The following is a 20,416-nucleotide window of genomic DNA, read 5'->3' on the forward strand; positions in this document are numbered from 1 at the left end:
ACCCTGTGGGAGAGTAGGACGCCGCCGAACAATCATTGTGGGAAAGCCCCGCACCAGCCCTTCAAGGGTTCGGTGCGGGGCTTTTCTGCGTTTACAGGCCCTTTCGAGGCCCGGTCCCTCTGGATTTGGTCGGGGCCTACCAGTCGGCGGGGTAGCTCTTGAGGCTGCTCGTGTCGAGCGTCCAGCGGCCGGCGACGACGGTGTCCCCGAAGGAGTGCGGGACCGTCTTGCGGTAACGGATGCCGTCGGGTCCTTCCGAGGGGTCGCTGTGCACCGTGGCGGTCTTCTTGTCCTTGCGGGGGTCCACCACGACGTAGAGCGGGACGCCCATCTTCGGGTAGTCGTGAACCTTGTCGCAGATGTCGGTGAGGGAATTCGTCCTTGAGACGACCTCCACCACCATCAGGACATCACGCGAGTTGACCACCTTCGCAGTGTCGTCGGTGTCTTCCTCGGCGATGACCATGAGGTCGGGGACCTTGGTCAGGCCCGTCACCGGATCGCCCATGTTGGTGTCGTTGAGAGCCATGACCTCGGGTGTCTGCGCCTCGATCTGACGGCGTAGCCGCACCACGTTCAGCCCGTGGGGAGCCGTGGGGCTCATCATCGTGAGGGAGATCTGACCTTCGGTCGTCTGCACCTTCCACTGGTCTTCCTGGTGCTCGGCCAGCTCCGAGAGCTGCTCCGCGAAGTCGTGCATGCGGCGCATCTGCTGCGGGGTGAGGTCGGCCATGGTGTCCTCCTGGTGGGTGCCGCGCCCAGCGTATCCAGATCGGGACGGTACGTCTCCGTGGAGGACGGTCGGGTCAGAGGCGGCCGGCGGCCTTCAGGGCGAGGTAGGCGTCGGCCAGGGCCGGGGCCAGGGTGTCCGGGGTGGCGTCGACCACGTGGACGCCGTGGCGGGTGAGCTGTTCGGCCGTGCGGCGGCGGGCGGACTGGGACTGGGTGCCCGCCGCGGCTTCGTAGACGGCTTCCAGGGTGCCGCGGGACGCGGCCATCTCCGCCACGTGGGGGTCGGAGACCGATGCCAGCAGGACCGTGTGGCGCTGGGTGAGGCGGGGGAGGAGCGGGAGCAGGCCCTCTTCGACGGGGGCCGCGTCCAGGCTGGTCAGGAGGACCACCAGGGAGCGGCGCGGGGCGCTGCGCAGGATGGTGGAGACCAGGGTGCGGGAGTCCGTCTCGACCAGTTCCGGCTCGAGGGTGGCCATCGCGTTCACGAAGGCGGGGAGGGTGTCGGCCGCCGAGCGGGCCTGGACCTGGGCGCGGGGGCGGCGGTCGTGGGCCAGGAGGTCCACGCGGTCGCCCGCGCGGGTGGCCAGGGCGGTGAGGAGCAGGGCCGCGTCCATCGCCGAGTCGAGGCGCGGGGCGTCGCCGACGCGGCCGGCCGCGGTGCGGCCGGTGTCGAGGCAGATCAGGATGTGGCGGTCGCGTTCCGGGCGCCAGGTCCGGACGGCGACCTTGTTCTGGCGGGCGGTGGCCCGCCAGTCGATGGAACGGGTGTCGTCGCCCGGTACGTAGTCGCGCAGGCTGTCGAACTCCGTGCCCTCACCGCGGGTCAGAACGCTGGTGCGGCCGTCGAGTTCGCGCAGGCGGGCCAGGCGGGAGGGGAGGTGTTTGCGGCTCGTGAAGGGCGGCAGGACGCGGACCGTCCAGGGGACGGTGTGGTGGCCCTGGCGGGCCAGGAGACCGAGCGGGCCGTAGGAGCGGATCGTGACGCGGGCCGCCTGGCGGTCGCCGCGGCGGGTGGGCCGCAAGTGGGTGGTGAGACGGCGACGTTCGCCTGACGGGACCGTCAACGTGTGCCGGGAGGCGGCGACTTCGGTGCCGGGGAGCCAGCTGCTCGGGGGCCAGGCGTCGCGGATCCGGGCGCGGAGCGCACGGGGGGAGGGGTTCGTGATCGTGAGGTGGACGTCGGCGGATTCGCCGAGGCGTACCGACGTGTCGCCGGAGCGGGCCAGTTGGAGCGGGCGGACCGGCGCCGCGAGGGCGTAGTCGATCGCGCAGGCCAGGGCGATGGGGGCGTTGACCGCCAGCATCCCCGCCCAGCTCGGACCGAGGATACCGACGGGGATGCTGCCGAGGGCCGCGAGCAGGGCGGCGCGTCCGGTGAACGCCATCAGCGCGGGACGGGGACGTGGGTGAGGATCGCGGTGATGACCGCGTCGGCCGTGACGCCCTCCATCTCGGCCTCGGGGCGCAGTTGGACGCGGTGGCGCAGGGTCGGCAGGGCCAGGGCCTTCACGTCGTCGGGGGTGACGTAGTCGCGGCCGGTGAGCCAGGCCCAGGCGCGGGCGGTGGCCAGCAGCGCGGTGGCGCCGCGCGGGGAGACGCCGAGGGTGAGGGAGGGGGATTCGCGGGTGGCGCGGCAGATGTCGACGACGTACGCGGTGATCTCCGGGGAGACGCTGGTGGCCTCGACGGCCTTGCGTGCGGCGTCCAGTTCGGCGGGGCCGGCGACCGGGCGGATGCCGGCGGAGTGCAGGTCGCGGGGGTTGAAGCCGGCCGCGTGGCGGGTCAGTACGCCGATCTCGTCCTCGCGGGAGGGGAGGGGGACGGTGAGCTTCAGGAGGAAGCGGTCGAGCTGGGCCTCGGGCAGGGGGTACGTGCCCTCGTACTCGACCGGGTTCATGGTGGCGGCGACGAGGAACGGCTCCGGGAGCTTGCGGGGCGTGCCGTCGACGGTGACCTGGCGCTCCTCCATCGCTTCGAGGAGGGAGGACTGGGTCTTGGGGGGCGTGCGGTTGATCTCGTCGGCGAGCAGCAGGTTGGTGAAGACCGGGCCGTTCTGGAAGGAGAACTCCGCGGTGCGGGCGTCGTAGACGAGGGAGCCGGTGACGTCGCTCGGCATCAGGTCGGGGGTGAACTGGACGCGCTTGGTGTCGAGTTCGAGGGAGGCGGCCAATGCCCGTACGAGGAGGGTCTTCGCGACGCCGGGGACGCCTTCGAGGAGGACGTGGCCGCGGCAGAGGAGGGCTACGACGAGACCGGTGACGGCGGAGTCCTGGCCGACCACGGCCTTGCCGATCTCGGTGCGGAGCGCCTCCAGGGCGGAGCGGGCGCTGTCCGTGGTGGCCGTCATGAGGTGCGGACCTCTCTTTCGAGGGCGTCGAGGTGGTCGGCGAGCGCGATGAGCGCCGCGTCGGTGGTGGGGGTCGTGCCGAAGAGCAGGGTGTCCGGGTCGTGCGGGGGCCCGGCCGTGAGGCGGGCCGAGACCGCGGGGACCAGGGAGGCCGGGTCGTGGGCCCGGGCGGCCGGTACGCCGACCAGTGCGGCCAGGCGTTCGCGGGCGGCGGCGCGCAGCACGGTGGCCGCGCGGTCGCGGGCGCCGGCCTTGCGGTACAGGCGGGCGCGGCCCTCGGTGGCCTCGGAGGCGCGGACGAGGACGGGCAGGCGTTCGGTGACGAGCGGGCCGAGGCGGCGGGCGCGCCAGAGGGCGGCGACGGCGGCGGCGAGGAAGAGCTGGAGCAGGGCCCAGCTCCAGCCGGCGGGGATCAGGTCGAGGAAGTTCTGCTCCTCGCCGGTGCCGTTGCCTTCGGCGTCGTCGGGATTGCCGTCGGCGAGGGACGGCAGGTACCAGACGAGGTGCGGGCGGGAGCCGAGGAGTTGGAGTGCGAGGGCGGCGTTGCCCTCGTCGGCGAGGGTCTTGTTGAGGAAGATGCCCTCGGAGCCGAGGAGGACGGTGTCGCCGCCGCGGATGCCGGTGGGCAGGACGAGGAGCGTGGGGTGGCCGGCGCTGGGGTAGCAGCCGGTGGCTCCGGGGGTGCCGGTGCTGCCGGTGGTGCCGGTGGTGTAGCGGTGGCCGCCGCCGGTGGAGGCGCGGCCCGCCTTGGTGGCGGCGGGGAGGGTGCAGGTGCTGCCCGGGTCGAGGTTCGCGTCCGGGGAGCCGTCGTCGATGCGGGTGCCGGGGGCCAGGGCGGGGAGGCTGAGGGTGCTCGGGGCGAGCAGGACGGTCCGGCCGCCGGAGAGGTCGATCGCCGAGCGGATGTCGCGGAGCTGGGTCTCCCCGAGCCGGTCGGGGTCGGTGACCAACAGGGTGGTGTCGGGGCCGGCGGCGTCGGCGGCCTCCGCGGCGGTGGTGACGACTCGGGTGTTGACCCCGCGGTCCTTGAGTAGCTCGGCCACGGCCCGGCTGCCGAAGGGGTCGGCGGAGCGGGGGTCGAGGTAGCCGTGCCGGGCACCGGAGTTCAGGGCGGCGAGGGCCAGCCCGGCGGCGAGGAGCACTGCGAGCGCGACGAGGAACCCGCGGGAACGGGTCCAGAGGTCCCGGGGCGATGCGCCTCCGGCGGTTGTACGGGGACGCGTGGCGGCCCCGCCGGACGCCGTGACGAGGGCTCCGCCGGGCGCCGGGGCCGGGGCGGCGGTGGGTGCGGTGGCCCCGGTGGGGCGTCCCGCGCTGCCCGCTGCCGCGTGGACGGGGGGCGTGGGGGCTGCGCCCGCGGTGGGGTGGCCCGTCCCGTGGGCCGTGACCCAGGTGGGGTGGCCCGAGGCCGCGGCCGAGGCCCCGGCAGAGGCCGCGGTCTCTGCCGGGGCTGAGGTGCCGGTGGCAGGCGCTGTGCCCGTGGTGGGGTGCTCCGGGGCGGGGACTGCGTCCGGGCCCGAGGCCGTGCCCGAGGTGCCGGTGGCAGGGGCCGTGCCCGGGGTGGGGTGCTCCGGGGCGGGGACTGCGGCCGGGCCCGAGGCCGGGGTCGGGGTTGAGGTGCCCGTCGTGGGGTGCTCCGGGGTGGGGACTGGAGCCGGGGCCGGGAGGGCGTCCTCGGTGGGGGGCTCCGGGTCGGGAGAGTTGGGGGGTGGCGGGGTGGGGTGGGTCATGGGGTGGGGCCCGTCAGGAGGGGCTTGGTGCGGGACAGGGCCTGGTCCAGGGTGGTGAGGGTCGCGTACATCTCGGGGGTGGCCGGGTGGGCGCCGTACGTGACGTCGTCGAAGGTGCGGGCCGCCGTGCGCAGCGCCGTGGCGTGGGACGGGAGGGAGACGGCGGCTTCGGCCGCCGCCTCGTCCGCGGTGCGGCCCGGGCGGGGGTCGAGGAGGGTGCGCTCCTCCAGGGAGCGGACCACGGCGCGCATGCGCTCCTGGACGGCTTCGCTCCAGCGGCCCTCGCCGGCCAGTGCCTCGGCGGTGGCGCGGTGGTCCGCCGCGCTGCGGATGCCGTCGTCGAAGAGGGTGCCCGGGGCGCGGGAGGCCGTACGGCGGGGGGCGCCCAAGCGCCACCACAGGGCGGCGATGACGAGGAGCGCGAACACGGCGACGGCCAGCAGGCCGAGGGCCCCGCCCGGGGTCGCGCCGGAGGCGCGGTCGAAGAGGTCCCCGACCCACTCCCAGAAGCGGTTCAGGGCCCTTTCGAACAGCCCCGGGTCGTTCTGGTGGTACGCGGGCTCGGACAGCTCCTTGCGGGCCGCCTCGCGGGCGGCCTCACGGCCGATGGTGATGGGTGGGGTGGGTGGTGGTGTGAGCAGGCCCCCCGTGCTCCTCATTCCCGCGTCAGCCTCCGGTCGGCGGCGTGGTCGTGCCGTAGTTCTCGATGCCCGCCGCCCGGGCCAGTTCCAGGTCGAGGGCCTCGCGGCGGATGCGCTGGTCGACGTAGAGGAGGACCGTGACGCCCGACTGGATCGGCATGGTGATCGCCAGTGCGATGACCCCGCCGATGGCCGCCACGATCAGGTAGCCCCAGCTCGTGGTTCCGGTGCCGTCGGCCATGCCTTCGAAGCCGCCGCCGAAGACCAGGCCGCCCAGGAGGGTGAGGGGGAGGACGATCAGGCCCGCGACGAAGGTCGTGATGATGCCCGTGAGCACGGTGATGCCGAAGATCCGCCACCAGGAGCCCTTGACCAGCTTCGAGGAGCGGACGAGGGACTTGCGCACCGTCGCCTTCTCCAGCATCAGGGCGGGCGAGGCCAGGGAGAACCTGATCCAGAGCCAGAGGATCAGGCCGAGGGCGACGAGACCGCCGAGGGCGGCGAGGGCGGCCTGTCCGGCGAGGGCGCCGGGCAGGACCAGTACGGCGAAGAGGAGGGCCGAGCCGAGGCCCAGGAGGAGGGTCAGGCCGAACAGCCGGGCCAGCTGCGGGCGGGCCTCGCGCCAGGCGGTGCCGATGGAGGAGCCGTGGCCGAGCACGGCACGGCTGAAGATCATGGTGAGCATCGCGGTGGCCACGATGGCTCCGACGAGCTGGATGAACCCGTCCGCCGCGGACATGCCCACGAAGGAGCCGAGGGCGTCGATCTGCTCGTCCAGGGGTGCGTCGCTCGACTGGTCCAGTACGACGTCACCGAACGCGTACTTCTGCATGAGCACGCTCGCCAGCTGCACGACGACGGCCACGACCAGGGTGATGGGCAGTACCGCGCGCCAGTGCTTGCGCATGGTGGTCACGGCCCCGTCGAGGATCTCGCCGACCCCGAGCGGGCGCAGCGGGATCACGCCGGGCTTCACCGCCTGGGGCTGGCCGCCCCAGCCGCCGGGGTTGCCGTTGCCGTTCGTACCCCAGCCCGCGCCCGGCTGCGGGGCCGCGGGCGGCTGCTGCTGCGGGTTGGGCGGGGTCTGGCCCGGGGTCGGGCTCGACCACTGGCCGGGGGGCGGCTGCTCGGCGGACCACTTGGAATCGCCGCCGGAACCGCCCGCGGGCGGCTGCGTACCGTGGGAGCCCTCACCGTCGGACGGGGAGGATCCGGGCGTAGCCCAGCCCGGAGAGTCGTTCATCGTCGCTCCTTCACGTGCACTGCGGGGTGCGGGGCGCTTGGTCCGGCTGCCATCGTGCCATGTGACAACCTCGAACGGACCAGACGTCCCGAACGGACCAGGGGTCTCCTGGATCCCGGGACGTACCTGCCTTCGTGTGACGGCCGGATCCGGGGCACACTGGGCGCCCTGATCTCCACGCAGGTCCGAGGGGCGATTTCCAGCCCCTTTGGCTGTGGGACAGCTCACCGCCGGGTAACGATTAGCTAATGGGATGATGTCAACCATGAAGGGACGCGTCCTTGTCGTCGACGACGACACCGCGCTGGCCGAGATGCTCGGCATTGTGCTGCGTGGAGAAGGTTTTGAGCCGTCGTTCGTAGCGGACGGTGACAAGGCACTGGCTGCCTTCCGGGAGGCGAAGCCGGATCTCGTGCTGCTCGACCTCATGCTGCCCGGTAGGGACGGCATAGAGGTGTGCAGGCTGATCCGCGCCGAGTCGGGCGTACCGATCGTCATGCTCACCGCCAAGAGCGACACCGTGGACGTGGTCGTGGGCCTGGAGTCCGGGGCCGACGACTACATCGTCAAGCCGTTCAAGCCGAAGGAGCTGGTGGCCCGCATCCGGGCCCGTCTGCGCCGTTCGGAGGAGCCCGCGCCCGAGCAGCTGACCATCGGTGACCTGGTCATCGACGTGGCCGGGCACTCGGTCAAGCGGGAAGGCGCCTCGATCGCCCTGACCCCGCTGGAGTTCGACCTGCTGGTCGCGCTCGCCCGCAAGCCCTGGCAGGTCTTCACCCGCGAGGTGCTGCTCGAACAGGTCTGGGGCTACCGCCACGCGGCCGACACCCGCCTGGTCAACGTGCACGTACAGCGACTGCGCTCCAAGGTCGAGAAGGACCCGGAGCGCCCCGAGATCGTCGTGACCGTGCGCGGGGTCGGCTACAAGGCCGGACCGAGCTGACATGACACCCGGCAAGCCCCGTGGCCGCTCCCGCTGGGGAGCGCTGCGGGGCGGCCGGCTGCTCCATGAGGGAGCGCCCGGCGGCCCCGTGCTGCGGCTGTTCGTACGCCTCGTGCGCCGGCCGCTGCTTCCGGCTGTCCGGCTCTGGCGGCGCAACATCCAGCTCCGGGTGGTCGCCGCCACCCTGCTGATCTCCCTCGCCGTGGTCCTCGCCCTCGGGTTCGTGGTCATCGCACAGGTCAGCAAGGGCCTCCTCGACGCCAAGGAGGAGGCCGCGCAGAGCCAGGCCGCGGGCGGCTTCGCGGTCGCACAGGAGAAGGCCAACACGCCCTATACGGCGGACGGGCCCGACGCCTCCGACAACAAGGTCGGCCGCGACGCCAGTACCTGGATGAACTCCCTGGTCAAACAGCTCGCCAGTGGCGGGCAGAGTGCCTTCGAGGTGGCGGCGCTGGGCGCCGGCACCGGAACCGGCGAGGACCAGCCGGCCGGTCGGGGCGCCCTCGGCGTCCGCGGAGCCCGCGCCTCGGGCAACGTGGACCCGACCGCGAGCGTCCCGCTGGGGCTGCGCCGCAACGTCAACCACGCGACCGGCGCCTTCAAGACCTTCTCGCAGATCCGCTACACCGACGCCGGGGACAAGCTGCCCGAGCCCGCGCTCGTCATCGGCAAGCGGCTCACCGACATCAACGGCGACCCGTACGACCTGTACTACCTCTTCCCGCTCACCCAGGAGGAGGAGTCCCTCAACCTGGTCAAGGTCACCATCGCCACCGCAGGGCTCTTCGTCGTGGTGCTGCTCGGCGGGATCGCCTGGCTGGTCGTGCGCCAGGTCGTCACCCCCGTCCGGATGGCCGCGGGGATCGCCGAGCGGCTTTCGGCGGGGCGGCTCCAGGAGCGGATGAAGGTCACCGGCGAGGACGACATCGCCCGTCTGGGCGAGGCCTTCAACAAGATGGCCCAGAACCTCCAGAACAAGATCCAGCAGCTGGAGGACCTCTCCCGGCTGCAGCGCCGCTTCGTCTCGGACGTCTCCCACGAGCTGCGCACCCCGCTCACGACGGTACGCATGGCGGCGGACGTCATCCACGACGCCCGCGCCGACTTCGACCCCATCACCGCGCGCTCCGCCGAGCTCCTCGCCGGGCAGCTCGACCGCTTCGAGTCGCTCCTGGCCGACCTGCTGGAGATCAGCCGGTTCGACGCGGGCGCCGCCGCCCTGGAGGCGGAGCCGATCGACCTGCGGGCCGTGGTGCGCCGGGTCATCGACGCGGCCGAGCCGCTCGCCGAGCACAAGAACACCCGGATCCGCGTCCTCGGGGACACCCAGCCGGTGATAGCCGAGGCCGACGCCCGGCGCGTGGAGCGGGTCCTGCGCAATCTCGTGGTCAACGCCGTCGAGCACGGCGAGGGCCGCGACGTGGTCGTCCGGCTCGCCTCGGCGGGCGGGGCCGTCGCCGTGGCCGTACGGGACTACGGAGTCGGGCTCAAGCCCGGCGAGGCCACCCGCGTCTTCAACCGCTTCTGGCGCGCCGACCCGGCGCGGGCGCGCACGACCGGCGGTACCGGCCTCGGCCTGTCCATCGCCGTCGAGGACGCCCGGCTGCACGGAGGGTGGCTCCAGGCGTGGGGCGAGCCCGGCGGCGGCTCGCAGTTCCGGCTGACCCTGCCGCGCACCGCCGACGAGCCGCTGCGCGGATCGCCGATCCCGCTGGAGCCCGAGGACTCCCGGGCCAACCGGGCCAGGGCGGCCGCGGAGGGCTCCGCGGCCGCCGGGCAGCGGGCGCAGCAGGCGCAGCAGGCGGGGCGCGGCGACCGGTCGCCGATGCCGCCCAGGTCGCCCGTCGCGGGTGCGGTGCCGGTACCGGCCGACCCGACGGCACTGCCGGGCAACGGGGCGCGGGTCGTGACCCGGCCGGGGCCGACGGAGCAGGGACACGGTTCCGGGAGCGGGGCGGCGAGCACGCGGTCCGGCGGGACGGCGGGAGCAACCGACCGAGAGGGTGGCAGCGGTGGAGCGGGCGGAACCGGCGGGACCGGCGGAGCGGGTGGATCAGGCGGAGCGGGTGGATCGCATGGGCGCTGAGCCGGGCCGGTCGCGCCGCCTCGCGCCGAGCGCCCGCGGCGTTCTCAGGGCCTGCGCCTTCGGTGCGGCCGGGCTGCTGCTCGCCGGCTGTGCCTCCATGCCCGACCACGGCGAGGTCCGTCCCGTGGAGGCCTCCCAGGGCGTCGACTCGCAGGTCCGCGTGTTCGGCGTGCCGCCGGCCGACAAGGCCAGTCCGCAGGAGATCGTCGACGGCTTCCTGGAGGCCATGACCAGCGATGATCCGCAGCTCCAGACCGCCCGCAAGTACCTCACCGACGAAGCGGCGAAGAACTGGAAGCCCGGAGCGGCGGTCACCGTGCTCTCCGCCGGCCTCGACCGGTTCTCCGTACAGGGCGAGAAGGATCCGGCGGCGCCCCGGTTCAAGATCGCGGGCAAGATGCTGGCCACGGTGGACGAGCGCAGCGCGTACCAGCCGGAGACCGGTGACGGGCGCTACGAGGAGTTCCTGCAGCTCACGCAGAAGGACAACCAGTGGCGGATCGCGACCCCGCCCAGCAGCCTGGTCCTGAGCGAGTCCGACTTCCAGCGCATCTACCGGCCGGTCAACAAGTACTACTTCGCGGGCTCCACGCTCGTCGCCGACCCCGTCTACGTGCGCCAGCGCAGCGACCCCGACTCCCGGATGGACCCCACCACGCAGACCGTCACCTCGCTGCTGGACGGCCCCTCCAAGTGGCTCGGACCGGTGGTCACTTCCAGTTTCCCGACCGGTACGAAACTGCGCGATGGCACCAAGTCCCTTTCGATCGACAGTCAGAACACGCTGCGCGTGCCCCTGAACAAGAACGCGGACGATGTCGACGAGCCGCAGTGTCAGCGGATGGCGACCCAACTCCTCTACACCGTCAAGGACCTGACGGGTTCCCGGGTCGACCGGGTCGACGTCCTGCGCTCCGACGGAACCCCGCGCTGCCAGGTGCCCGAGCCGGACGCGGCCGTGCTCGCCAACCGGCCTCCCTCGCCCGGCCACCAGTACTACGTGGACGCCGAGAACCGGCTGCAGCGGTTGAACCTGGACCCCAACCGTGAGGAGCAGGCCCCGCCGACACCGGTCCCCGGGCCGCTGTCCGGGAACCCGGCCTTCAAGGTGGGCTCCGCCGCCGTGTCCTACGACGAGAAGCGTGCCGCGGTCGTCTCCGAGGACGGGCACGGGCTCCACGTGGTCAACCTGACCACCGCCGGAGCGATGCCGCCATCGCTGCTGACCGGCAAGGGGGCCAAGCCGTACGGGCTCGCCACGCCGACGTGGGACGCGGCGGGCGATCTGTGGGTCGCCGACCCCGACCCGCAGGACCCGACGCTGTGGCGGCTGCCCGGCGGCACCGGGACCCCCGAACGGGTCGAGGTGTCCGGGCTGGCCGGCGGGCGGATCACGGGGGTGAAGATCTCCCCCGACGGGGTGCGGATCGCGCTGCTGGTGCAGCGGGAGAGCCGCAAGTACCTGTACATCGGGCGGGTCGAGCGGCCCGACGTGAAGGGCGACGTCTCCGCGGTCTCGGTGCGCGAGCTGCGCCCGATCGGTCCGCAACTGGCGGATGTGGCGGCGATGAGCTGGGCGCCGCGGGGCCGGCTGCTGGTGGTGGGCCGGGAGAGCGGCATGGTCGTACAGGCCCGCTACCTGCTGGCCGACGGCTCGATGGTCGGGGCGGGGCTCCCCGGGGCCACCGGGCTTGTGGCGGTGGCCGCGAGCGAGGACGAGAAGAAGCCGGTGGTCGCCGAGTCGCTGGAGGACGGCATCGTGTGGCTGCCGCCGGGGGCGCAGTGGCGCACGGTGGTGGCCGGCGGGCAGGCTCCGGTCTACCCGGGCTGACGGCCGGCTCAGGGCTGCCTGAGGGCGGACCGGTCGGGGCCGGCCGGGTCCCGGACCGCGGTGAGCTGCGTTGTCCGTGGTTGTCCACAGGGGTGGTGGAGTGCTGCCCGCGCCCGGCAGGGTGGACGTCATGCGGGAGTGGTGGCGGGTGCTGGCCGGTGAGCTCGCCGGGCTCGTGCTGCCGGTCGGGTGCGCCGGCTGCGGCGCCGGGCGCGCGGTGCTGTGCGGAGCCTGCCGGTCGGCGCTCAGTGGGGCCGGGGCGGGCCCGGTACGGCCGTCTCCGTGCCCGGCGGGGCTGCCCGTGGTCCATGCGGCCACCGCGTACCGGGAGGCCGTACGGGCCGTCGTACTGGCCCACAAGGAGCGCGGCGCGCTGCCGCTGGCCGCCGTCCTCGGCGCGGCCCTGGCAGCTGCGGTCCGCGCGGGTGGGGCGGGCGGGGCCGGGGCAGGGGGTGTGGCACTGGTTCCCGTGCCCTCCGCGCGGCACCGGGTGCGGGCGCGCGGGCACGATCCGGCGCGCAGGATCGCGCTGGCCGCCTCGGCGCGGCTGCGGCGGGAGGGCGTGCCCGCGCGCGTGACGCCCGTACTGCGGCTGCGGCGGGCGGTGGCCGACCAGGCGGGCCTGGGGGCGGTACAGCGCCGGGAGAACCTCGCGGGGGCCCTGGAGGCGCGGCCCGGCGCCGGCCGGGTGACGGCGTGGGCGGCCCGGATCGTCATCGTGGACGACCTCGTCACCACCGGATCCACCCTGGTGGAGGCGGCGCGGGCGCTGCGCGCGGCCGGCATCGGGGCGCCGGGCGGGGCGGCTGAGGGGGCGACTGGGTTTGTGCCTCTGGTGGCCGCCGTGGTGGCGGCGCCGGCGGACTCCTTCGTGCGTCCCGGCCGGGTTGCAACTCGGACAGACCAAAAACGTGTGAATAGATTTGGAACTGGAAGGGAAGGCGCATCGTTGCAGGTAGTAAGAGGGAACGGCCACCTGAACGGAGGTACGTTCCGGTAGCGGGTGCCGACAACCGGCATAGAGGGATATGTTCGGTTGTAAGGAATTGGCGAACCTTGGGCCCCACGCATCGGAGCGCACGTTTCGAGCGTCTGTACGTTTCTGAAACTTCGTGTCAGAGGTTGTCCCTCGACTCCGAAGTCGGTGGGGTGTAGATCTTGCCGATGGGGGAGGAGGAGGTGGAAGTCGCCAAGTCCGAGGCTCCGGTGTTCACCGGGGTCTGGTGCGAAAGGGAGACGCTTCGCCCCTGAGGCGGAGCTATCCGGGAACGGAGTTCTGCGTGGACATCGTCGTCAAGGGCCGTAAGACCGAGGTGCCCGACCGGTTCCGCAAGCACGTGGCCGAGAAGCTGAATCCGGAGCGGATCCAGAAGCTCGACGCCAAGGTGATCAGCTTGGACGTCGAGGTGTCCAAGGAGCACAACCCGCGCCAGGCCGACCGTTCCGACCGCGTGGAGATCACCCTGCGTTCGCGGGGCCCGGTGATTCGCGCCGAAGCCGCCGCCGCCGACCCGTATGCGGCGCTCGACCTCGCTCAGGACAAGCTGGAGGCCCGGCTGCGCAAGCAGCACGACAAGCGCTACACCCGCCGTGGAGCGGGCCGCATCTCGGCGGCGGAGGTCGCCGACGTGGTGCCGGACGCCGCAACCCTCAACGGCAACGGTGAGCCCGTCAACGGCGAGAAGGCGGACGCGGTTCCGACCATGCGGATCGGATCGCTGGAAGTGCAGGGCGAAGGCCCGCTCATCGTTCGCGAGAAGACCCACTCGGCCGCACCCATGTCGCTCGACCAGGCCCTGTACGAGATGGAACTGGTCGGTCACGACTTCTATCTGTTCGTCGATTCCGACACCAAGATGCCGAGCGTCGTCTACCGGCGCCACGGTTACGACTACGGCGTGATCCACCTCAATGCCTCTGACGCCGCCTCCAGCTCAGGCGGGCTCGACGGCGCGGGAGCGGGTGGCGCGCTCGGAGGCTGAGCCGCTGATTCCGGACTGATCCGGACTGATTCCGGACTGGATCCGGACTGATTCCGGGCTGAATCCGGATGTTCGTGCGGTGCCGGTGTGGTGCCCCCGCGTTCGCCCAGGCGGGCGCGGGGGCACTCGTGTGAGGTGACGGCTGCGAAACGGTGGCTTGTATGGGTCGGCCGGTAACCGTCGGCCTCCGTTCGGTTACTCGGGCATGGAATCATGTCGGGCAGTCAGCCGGCGGCCGCTCTCGTCGGATTGACCCAGCAGCTCAGCACCGTGGTGCAGGGGGAGGAACGATGGCCGACAGCTTCGGGCCGGTGCGCGATGACAACGGTGCGGGCTGCCGTGAGGAGGATCGGGTGGCAGAGCCGATCCGGGTGCTCGTGGTCGACGACCATGCGCTGTTCCGGCGCGGGCTGGAGATCGTCCTCGCGCAGGAGGAGGACATCCAGGTCGTCGGCGAGGCGGGTGACGGGGCGGAGGCCGTGGACAAGGCGGCGGATCTGCTGCCCGACATCGTGCTGATGGATGTGCGGATGCCGCGGCGCGGCGGGATCGAGGCGTGCACCTCGATCAAGGAGGTGGCGCCCTCCGCGAAGATCATCATGCTGACGATCAGCGACGAGGAGGCGGACCTCTACGACGCGATCAAGGCGGGGGCCACCGGGTACCTGCTGAAGGAGATCTCCACGGACGAGGTCGCCACGGCGATCCGGGCGGTGGCGGACGGGCAGTCGCAGATCAGTCCGTCGATGGCGTCGAAGCTGCTGACGGAATTCAAGTCGATGATCCAGCGGACGGACGAGCGGCGGTTGGTGCCGGCGCCGCGGCTGACGGATCGGGAGCTCGAGGTCCTGAAGCTGGTGGCCACCGGGATGAACAACCGCGATATCGCGAAGGAGTTGTTCATCTCCGAGAACACCGTGAAGAACCATGTGCGGAACATTCTGGAGAAGCTGCAGTTGCACTCCAGGATGGAGGCGGTGGTGTACGCGATGCGGGAGAAGATCCTCGAGATTCGGTAGGGGGCGGCCCCGGCCTCGGCTCCGCCCCCGACCCCGGTCCTCAAACGCCGGACGGCTGAAGAGCCCGGGGCTCGGGTGAAAGGGACTGGCGGAGTCGGGGGTTTAGAAGGTGGACAGTTCCGCTGTGACTGCTTCCGCTTCCGCAGGAGAGGTCGCGCGGTCGATGCGGATCGTGTCGCAGCCGACCCAGGTGGCGGCTTCGCGGAGGGCTTCGGCCATGGGGCGGGCTGCCTTCGGGGTGGTCAGGGAGAGTTGGCGGGCCACCAGGGTGGTGCCCTCGCGGGCCGGGTCCACGCGGCCCTGGAGGCGGCCTCCGGCCAGCAGGGGCATCGCGAAGTAGCCGTGGATCCGCTGGGGCTTGGGGACGTACGCCTCCAGGCGGTGGGTGAAGCCGAAGATCCGCTCCGTGCGCGGGCGTTCCCAGACCAGGGAGTCGAACGGGGAGAGCAGGGTCGTGCGGTGGCGGCCCCGGGGGAGGGCGGACAGGGCCGAGGGGTCCGCCCAGGCCGGCTTTCCCCAGCCTTCCACTTCCACCGGGACCAGGCCCGCGTCCTCGACCACCTCGTCGAAGTCCTGGTTCTTCAGGCGGTGGTAGTCCGCGATGTCGGAGCGGGTGCCCACGCCCAGGGACTGCCCGGCGAGGGCCACAAGGCGGCGCTTGCACTCGCGGTCGTCCAAGTCGTCGTGGAGCAGCGCTTCGGGGACGGCCCGCTCGGGGAGGTCGTAGACCCGCTTCCAGCCGCGGCGCTCGGTGCAGACGACCTCGCCGATGTCGAGGAGCCACTCGACCGCGATCTTCGTCTCGGACCATTCGAACCATTCGCCGCCGTTCTTGGCGCCGCCCAGTTCGGTGGAGGTCAGGGGGCCCTCGGCCGTGAGGCGGTCCAGGACCGTCTTCGTGGAGCGGTCCTTGTCGGCCAGGACGTGCCAGCGGTGGCCGCGGGCCTTGCGGGACCGGCGGCGGAAGGCGAAGTGCGGCCACTCCTCCATCGGCAGGATGCAGGCCGCGTGCGACCAGTACTCGAAGGCGTGGTTCTCCGACCAGTACGAGGCTTCGACGGCGGAGCGCCCGACCGCGCCGAGGCGCGCGTACGGGACGAGTTCGTGGGAGCGGGCCAGGACGGAGATGGTGTCGAGCTGGACGGCGCCCAGGTGGCGCAGGACGCCGCGTACGCCGCCGCGCCGGTCCGGAGCGCCCAGGAAGCCCTGTGCGCGCAGCGCTATGCGGCGGGCCTCGTCGGCGGACAGGGACAGGGTGGGCGAGGGCGAGGGCGTCATGGCGGAACCCTAGGGCGTGGCACTGACAGTGGCACTGACAGGCGAGGGGAGGTACGGGAGGCGGGAGGGCAGCTCCAGGTCCGAGGGGAGCAGGGCGCCGGTCCAGCAGTCCCGCAGGGTCTCGCGGATTTCGATGCCCGCGCGCTGGACGCCCTCGATGACGAAGCCGGCCTTCTCCGCCACCGCGAGGGAGGCGTCGTTGCCGACGCCGGCGCGCCAGATCAGCCGCACGCAGCCGGCCTCGGTGAAGGCCCAGCGGGCCACGACGGGCAGGGCCTCGGCCAGGTAGCCGCGGCGTCGGTGTTCCGGGGCGGTCCAGAAGCCGACCTCGTGCGCGCTCGGGCCGCGCTGCATGACTCCGATGGTGGCGACCAGCGGGCCGTCGGCGCCGAGGCGGACCGCGAATGCGTACTCGGAGTCCTCGCGCCACCCCGTCGGGACCTTGGCCACGTAGGACTCGGCGTCCGCGCGACCGTACGGGACGGGTACGGGGATCCAGCGCTGGATCGCCGGGTCCTGGCAGGCCGCGTACACCTCGCCGGTGTCCGAGGGGACGTGGGGGCGCAGGACGAGGCGCTCGGTGGTCAGCGTGGTCGGCTCCATGGATGGATTCTGCTGTGGGAGGACGGTGACGGCGAAGCGATTTCCGGAAGAGGGACCGCCCATACCGGCACCTTCGGTGCCCCTCGCACGTTCTCATTTCCGGGCAGTCCAGCCCCGCGGCAGTGCGGACCTCCCGACGCGACCGCGTCCTCGCTTACGATGGCCGTTGCGGTGGGGCCCACCCTCCGTGCCCGTGCACGAAAACAGTGCCAGGCCCGACCGGCAAGGAGACAAACCTCGGTGTCCGTCTTCAACAAGCTCATGCGTGCAGGCGAAGGCAAGATCCTCAAAAAACTGCACCGCATCGCGGACCAGGTCAACTCCATCGAAGAGGACTTCGTCAACCTCTCCGACGCCGACTTGCGTGCGCTCACGGACGAGTACAAGCAGCGCTTCCAGGACGGCGAGACCCTGGACGACCTGCTGCCCGAGGCCTTCGCGACGGTCCGCGAGGCCGCGAAGCGCGTCCTCGGCCAGCGTCACTACGACGTCCAGATGATGGGCGGCGCCGCCCTGCACCTCGGCTACGTCGCCGAGATGAAGACCGGTGAGGGCAAGACCCTCGTCGGCACGCTGCCCGCGTACCTGAACGCGCTGTCCGGCAAGGGCGTCCACCTGATCACGGTGAACGACTACCTCGCCGAGCGCGACTCCGAGATGATGGGCCGGGTGCACAAGTTCCTCGGCCTTGAGGTCGGGTGCATCCTGGCGAACATGTCTCCGGCGCAGCGCCGTGAGCAGTACGCCGCCGACATCACGTACGGCACGAACAACGAGTTCGGCTTCGACTACCTCCGCGACAACATGGCGTGGTCGCAGGACGAGCTCGTCCAGCGCGGCCACAACTTCGCCGTGGTCGACGAGGTCGACTCGATCCTCGTCGACGAGGCCCGCACCCCGCTGATCATCTCGGGCCCGGCCGACCAGGCCACCAAGTGGTACGCCGACTTCGCGAAGCTGGTCACGCGCCTGACCAAGGGCGAGCCCGGTCAGCCCCTCAAGGGCATCGAGGAGACCGGCGACTACGAGGTCGACGAGAAGAAGCGCACCGTCGCCATCCACGAGACCGGTGTCGCGAAGGTCGAGGACTGGCTCGGCATCGAGAACCTCTACGAGTCGGTGAACACCCCGCTCGTCGGTTACCTCAACAACGCCATCAAGGCCAAGGAGCTCTTCAAGAACGACAAGGACTACGTCGTCATCGACGGCGAAGTCATGATCGTCGACGAGCACACCGGCCGCATCCTCGCCGGCCGCCGCTACAACGAGGGCATGCACCAGGCGATCGAGGCGAAGGAAGGGGTGGACATCAAGGACGAGAACCAGACCCTTGCCACGATCACCCTCCAGAACTTCTTCCGCCTGTACTCGAAGCTGTCGGGCATGACCGGTACGGCCATGACCGAGGCCGCCGAGTTCCACCAGATCTACAAGCTCGGTGTCGTCCCGATCCCGACCAACCGCGACATGGTCCGCAAGGACCAGGCGGACCTGATCTACCGCACCGAGGTCGCGAAGTTCGCCGCCGTCGTCGACGACATCGCGGAGAAGCACGAGAAGGGCCAGCCGATCCTCGTCGGTACGACGTCGGTCGAGAAGTCCGAGTACCTCTCGCAGCAGCTCTCCAAGCGCGGCATCCCGCACGAGGTGCTGAACGCGAAGCAGCACGACCGTGAGGCCACGATCGTCGCCCAGGCGGGCCGCCGCGGCGCCGTCACGGTCGCCACGAACATGGCCGGCCGCGGTACCGACATCAAGCTCGGCGGCAACCCGGACGACCTCGCCGAGGCCGAGCTGCGCCAGCGCGGCCTGGACCCGGAGGAGCACATCGAGGAGTGGGCGCACGCCCTTCCCGAGGCGCTCACGCGGGCCGAGGCGGCCGTGAAGGCGGAGTTCGAGGAGGTCAAGGACCTCGGCGGGCTGTACGTGCTGGGTACCGAGCGCCACGAGTCGCGCCGTATCGACAACCAGCTGCGCGGCCGCTCCGGCCGACAGGGCGACCCGGGCGAGTCCCGTTTCTACCTGTCGCTCGGCGACGACCTGATGCGGCTGTTCAAGGCGCAGATGGTCGAGCGCGTCATGTCGATGGCGAACGTGCCGGACGACGTGCCGATCGAGAACAAGATGGTCACGCGGGCCATCGCTTCGGCCCAGTCGCAGGTCGAGACCCAGAACTTCGAGACGCGCAAGAACGTCCTGAAGTACGACGAGGTGCTGAACAACCAGCGCACCGTCATCTACAAGGAGCGCCGCCGGGTGCTGGAGGGCGAAGACCTCCAGGAGCAGATCCGGCACATGATGGACGACACCATCGACGCGTACATCACGGCCGAGACGGTCGAGGGGTTCGCGGAGGAGTGGGACCTGGACCGGCTGTGGAACGCCTTCCGGCAGCTCTACCCGATCAAGGTCACGGTGGAGGAGCTGGAGGATGCCGCGGGCGACCGCGCGGGCATCACCGCCGAGTTCATCGCGGAGTCCGTCAAGGACGACATCCACGAGCAGTACGAGGCCCGCGAGGCGACGCTCGGCTCCGAGATCATGCGCGAGCTGGAGCGGCGCGTGGTGCTGTCGGTGCTGGACCGCAAGTGGCGCGAGCACCTGTACGAGATGGACTACCTGCAGGAGGGCATCGGCCTGCGGGCGATGGCCCAGAAGGACCCGCTGGTCGAGTACCAGCGCGAGGGCTTCGACATGTTCAACGCCATGCAGGAGGGCATCAAGGAGGAGTCCGTCGGCTACCTGTTCAACCTGGAGGTCCAGGTCGAGCAGCAGGTCGAGGAGGTCCTGGTCTCGGACTCCGGTCCGTCGCTGACCAAGCCGGAGATCCGGGCGAAGGGTCTGGACGCCCCGCAGCGCCCGGACCGGCTGCACTTCTCCGCGCCCACGGTCGACGGTGAGGGCGGCGTCGTCGAGGGCGACTTCGACGCGGATTCCGGTGACGACTCCGACGGCATGACGCGCGCGGAGCGCCGTAAGGCCGCGAAGGCCACGGGCGGCCGTCGCCGCAAGAAGTAACCCGCGACGTTCGCGGGATCACCGCCGGGGCCGGACACCACGCTGTGCGTGGGGTCCGGCCCCGGCGGCGTTCGCGGGCGGGCGCGCGGGCCCGCGGCCGGGGTCATGGGCGGGGGCCGTGGAGTTCCACGGCGGCGCAGCGCCAGCGCAGGTCGGGGCCCTGTTCCAGCCGGAAGGCCAGCGCGGTGAGGCGGTCGCCCGTCGCGATGCGGGCGAAGGCCTCGATGACCCCCGGGCCGGGGGTGAAGCGGCCGCATCCGTGGAGGACGGGGCTGAGCCGGCGGGCGTCGTACGGGCGCTCGTGCGGGGGGTCGGCGGGGGCGAGGGTGATCAGCTGGTCGTAGGCCGGCCCGATGGTGTGGCCGATCAGAGAGTGCACGGGGCGGCGTCCGCTGAGGACGGCGAGCAGCCGTTCGGCGAACCAGTGGTGCGGGCCGCTGCCGCGGTGGACGGCGGTGGGCGGCCGGCGCCGGTCGTGGCGGCGGCCGGGCCTCGCGGTGCCGGGGCCGGTGCTCGCCGGCCTCGCGGAGCCGCGGCCGGGGCCGGTGCCGGCACCGGCGCTGCCGACCGTGCGGAGGCTTCCGCTCGCGCTCCCGGTGGGCGCGAGGCGCCGGGCGGGCCCGGGCCCGGTGGGTTCGGGGCTCGTGGGCTCGGTGGTGCTTCCGGTGGTGCTCTCGGTGGTGTGGGGGGTGCTGGTGGGCATCGCGGCCGTCCCTGGGTTCGGGCCGCCCGGATCGGTACCGGGCGGTAACTTCGTAGGGACTTCTACGGGGCTGCGAACACGCTCCGCAACGGCGCCGCGGGGCGCCCCGCGCCCGGCCCGCCTTCACCTATCCGGGTCGGTCCCCGGCCGCCCCGGGCCCCGCCCCGGATCCCGCCGGGAGCGAAGTGGACGCCGCCGGGCCCTACGGCGGCACCCCGAAGGGGGACGCGGGCCGTCACGGACGGAGTCCGGACCGGGGC

15 protein-coding genes and 1 pseudogene are annotated in these 20,416 nt (G+C 72.1%); 7 read left to right on the forward strand and 9 right to left on the reverse strand.

Annotated elements, in window-relative coordinates; all coding sequences use genetic code 11:
• Positions 1 to 136 precede the first annotated feature (136 nt).
• The 6 genes and pseudogenes from ACFVX6_RS35440 to ACFVX6_RS35465 form a co-directional block, all read right to left on the reverse strand.
• Positions 137 to 733 (reverse strand): Uma2 family endonuclease, encoded by a 597-nt coding sequence (locus ACFVX6_RS35440; RefSeq protein WP_389698578.1) that lies wholly within the window; start codon positions 731 to 733, stop codon positions 137 to 139.
• Positions 734 to 806: 73 nt separating this feature from the next.
• Positions 807 to 2,117: a DUF58 domain-containing protein gene (locus ACFVX6_RS35445; protein ID WP_389698580.1), complete on the reverse strand. Its 1,311-nt coding sequence runs from the start codon at positions 2,115 to 2,117 to the stop codon at positions 807 to 809.
• Positions 2,117 to 3,079: an AAA family ATPase gene (locus ACFVX6_RS35450; RefSeq protein ID WP_389698581.1), complete on the reverse strand. Its 963-nt coding sequence runs from the start codon at positions 3,077 to 3,079 to the stop codon at positions 2,117 to 2,119. Before ACFVX6_RS35450 ends, ACFVX6_RS35445 begins: the two co-directional genes overlap by 1 nt.
• Positions 3,076 to 4,305, reverse strand: a pseudogene (locus ACFVX6_RS35455) (DUF4350 domain-containing protein); the annotation flags it as partial. The pseudogene ACFVX6_RS35455 and the gene ACFVX6_RS35450, both read right to left, overlap by 4 nt.
• Before the next feature lie 500 nt (positions 4,306 to 4,805).
• Positions 4,806 to 5,468 carry a DUF4129 domain-containing protein gene (locus ACFVX6_RS35460; RefSeq protein WP_389698583.1) on the reverse strand — a complete coding sequence of 221 codons (663 nt, stop codon included), beginning with the start codon at positions 5,466 to 5,468 and terminating at the stop codon, positions 4,806 to 4,808.
• A gap of 7 nt (positions 5,469 to 5,475) precedes the next feature.
• Complete coding sequence (locus tag ACFVX6_RS35465; protein ID WP_389698585.1) at positions 5,476 to 6,693, reverse strand: glycerophosphoryl diester phosphodiesterase membrane domain-containing protein; 1,218 nt, start codon at positions 6,691 to 6,693, stop codon at positions 5,476 to 5,478.
• Positions 6,694 to 6,946: 253 nt separating this feature from the next.
• Between ACFVX6_RS35465 and mtrA the strand changes: the two genes are divergently transcribed.
• The 6 genes from mtrA to ACFVX6_RS35495 all read left to right on the forward strand — a co-directional run bounded on the left by mtrA (position 6,947) and on the right by ACFVX6_RS35495 (position 14,554).
• Positions 6,947 to 7,636: a two-component system response regulator MtrA gene (mtrA, locus tag ACFVX6_RS35470; RefSeq protein ID WP_274552971.1), complete on the forward strand. Its 690-nt coding sequence runs from the start codon at positions 6,947 to 6,949 to the stop codon at positions 7,634 to 7,636.
• A 1-nt stretch (position 7,637) separates the two neighbouring features.
• Positions 7,638 to 9,722, forward strand: a complete 2,085-nt coding sequence (mtrB, locus tag ACFVX6_RS35475) for an MtrAB system histidine kinase MtrB (protein WP_389698587.1) — start codon at positions 7,638 to 7,640, stop codon at positions 9,720 to 9,722.
• A complete protein-coding gene (locus tag ACFVX6_RS35480; RefSeq protein ID WP_389698589.1) occupies positions 9,712 to 11,553 on the forward strand; it encodes an LpqB family beta-propeller domain-containing protein in 1,842 nt (613 codons plus the stop codon). The genes mtrB and ACFVX6_RS35480 overlap by 11 nt, the downstream gene beginning before the upstream one ends.
• 130 nt (positions 11,554 to 11,683) lie before the next feature.
• Positions 11,684 to 12,553, forward strand: a complete 870-nt coding sequence (locus ACFVX6_RS35485) for a ComF family protein (protein WP_389698605.1) — start codon at positions 11,684 to 11,686, stop codon at positions 12,551 to 12,553.
• Between the two features lie 280 nt (positions 12,554 to 12,833).
• Positions 12,834 to 13,535 (forward strand): ribosome hibernation-promoting factor, HPF/YfiA family, encoded by a 702-nt coding sequence (hpf, locus tag ACFVX6_RS35490; RefSeq protein WP_389698591.1) that lies wholly within the window; start codon positions 12,834 to 12,836, stop codon positions 13,533 to 13,535.
• A gap of 290 nt (positions 13,536 to 13,825) precedes the next feature.
• Positions 13,826 to 14,554 (forward strand): response regulator transcription factor, encoded by a 729-nt coding sequence (locus tag ACFVX6_RS35495; protein ID WP_250751046.1) that lies wholly within the window; start codon positions 13,826 to 13,828, stop codon positions 14,552 to 14,554.
• Between the two features lie 102 nt (positions 14,555 to 14,656).
• On the opposite strand, the gene ACFVX6_RS35500 is transcribed toward ACFVX6_RS35495, so the two are convergent.
• Complete coding sequence (locus ACFVX6_RS35500; RefSeq protein WP_389698593.1) at positions 14,657 to 15,832, reverse strand: winged helix-turn-helix domain-containing protein; 1,176 nt, start codon at positions 15,830 to 15,832, stop codon at positions 14,657 to 14,659.
• Positions 15,833 to 15,841: 9 nt separating this feature from the next.
• On the reverse strand, positions 15,842 to 16,435 hold the full coding sequence (locus ACFVX6_RS35505; protein WP_389698595.1) for a GNAT family N-acetyltransferase: 594 nt from the start codon (positions 16,433 to 16,435) through the stop codon (positions 15,842 to 15,844).
• A 240-nt stretch (positions 16,436 to 16,675) separates the two neighbouring features.
• On the opposite strand from ACFVX6_RS35505, the gene secA reads away from it, so the two are divergent.
• The gene (gene secA / locus ACFVX6_RS35510; RefSeq protein WP_389698597.1) at positions 16,676 to 19,453 is read left to right on the forward strand and encodes a preprotein translocase subunit SecA; all 2,778 of its coding nucleotides are present in this window, start codon (positions 16,676 to 16,678) and stop codon (positions 19,451 to 19,453) included.
• Between the two features lie 103 nt (positions 19,454 to 19,556).
• Here secA and ACFVX6_RS35515 read toward each other — a convergent pair whose 3' ends face one another.
• The gene (locus ACFVX6_RS35515; protein WP_389698599.1) at positions 19,557 to 20,156 is read right to left on the reverse strand and encodes an Rv3235 family protein; all 600 of its coding nucleotides are present in this window, start codon (positions 20,154 to 20,156) and stop codon (positions 19,557 to 19,559) included.
• Positions 20,157 to 20,416: the final 260 nt, after the last annotated feature.

This window comes from Streptomyces sp. NPDC058289, assembly GCF_042880975.1.
Taxonomy (GTDB): domain Bacteria; phylum Actinomycetota; class Actinomycetes; order Streptomycetales; family Streptomycetaceae; genus Streptomyces; species Streptomyces stoeckheimensis.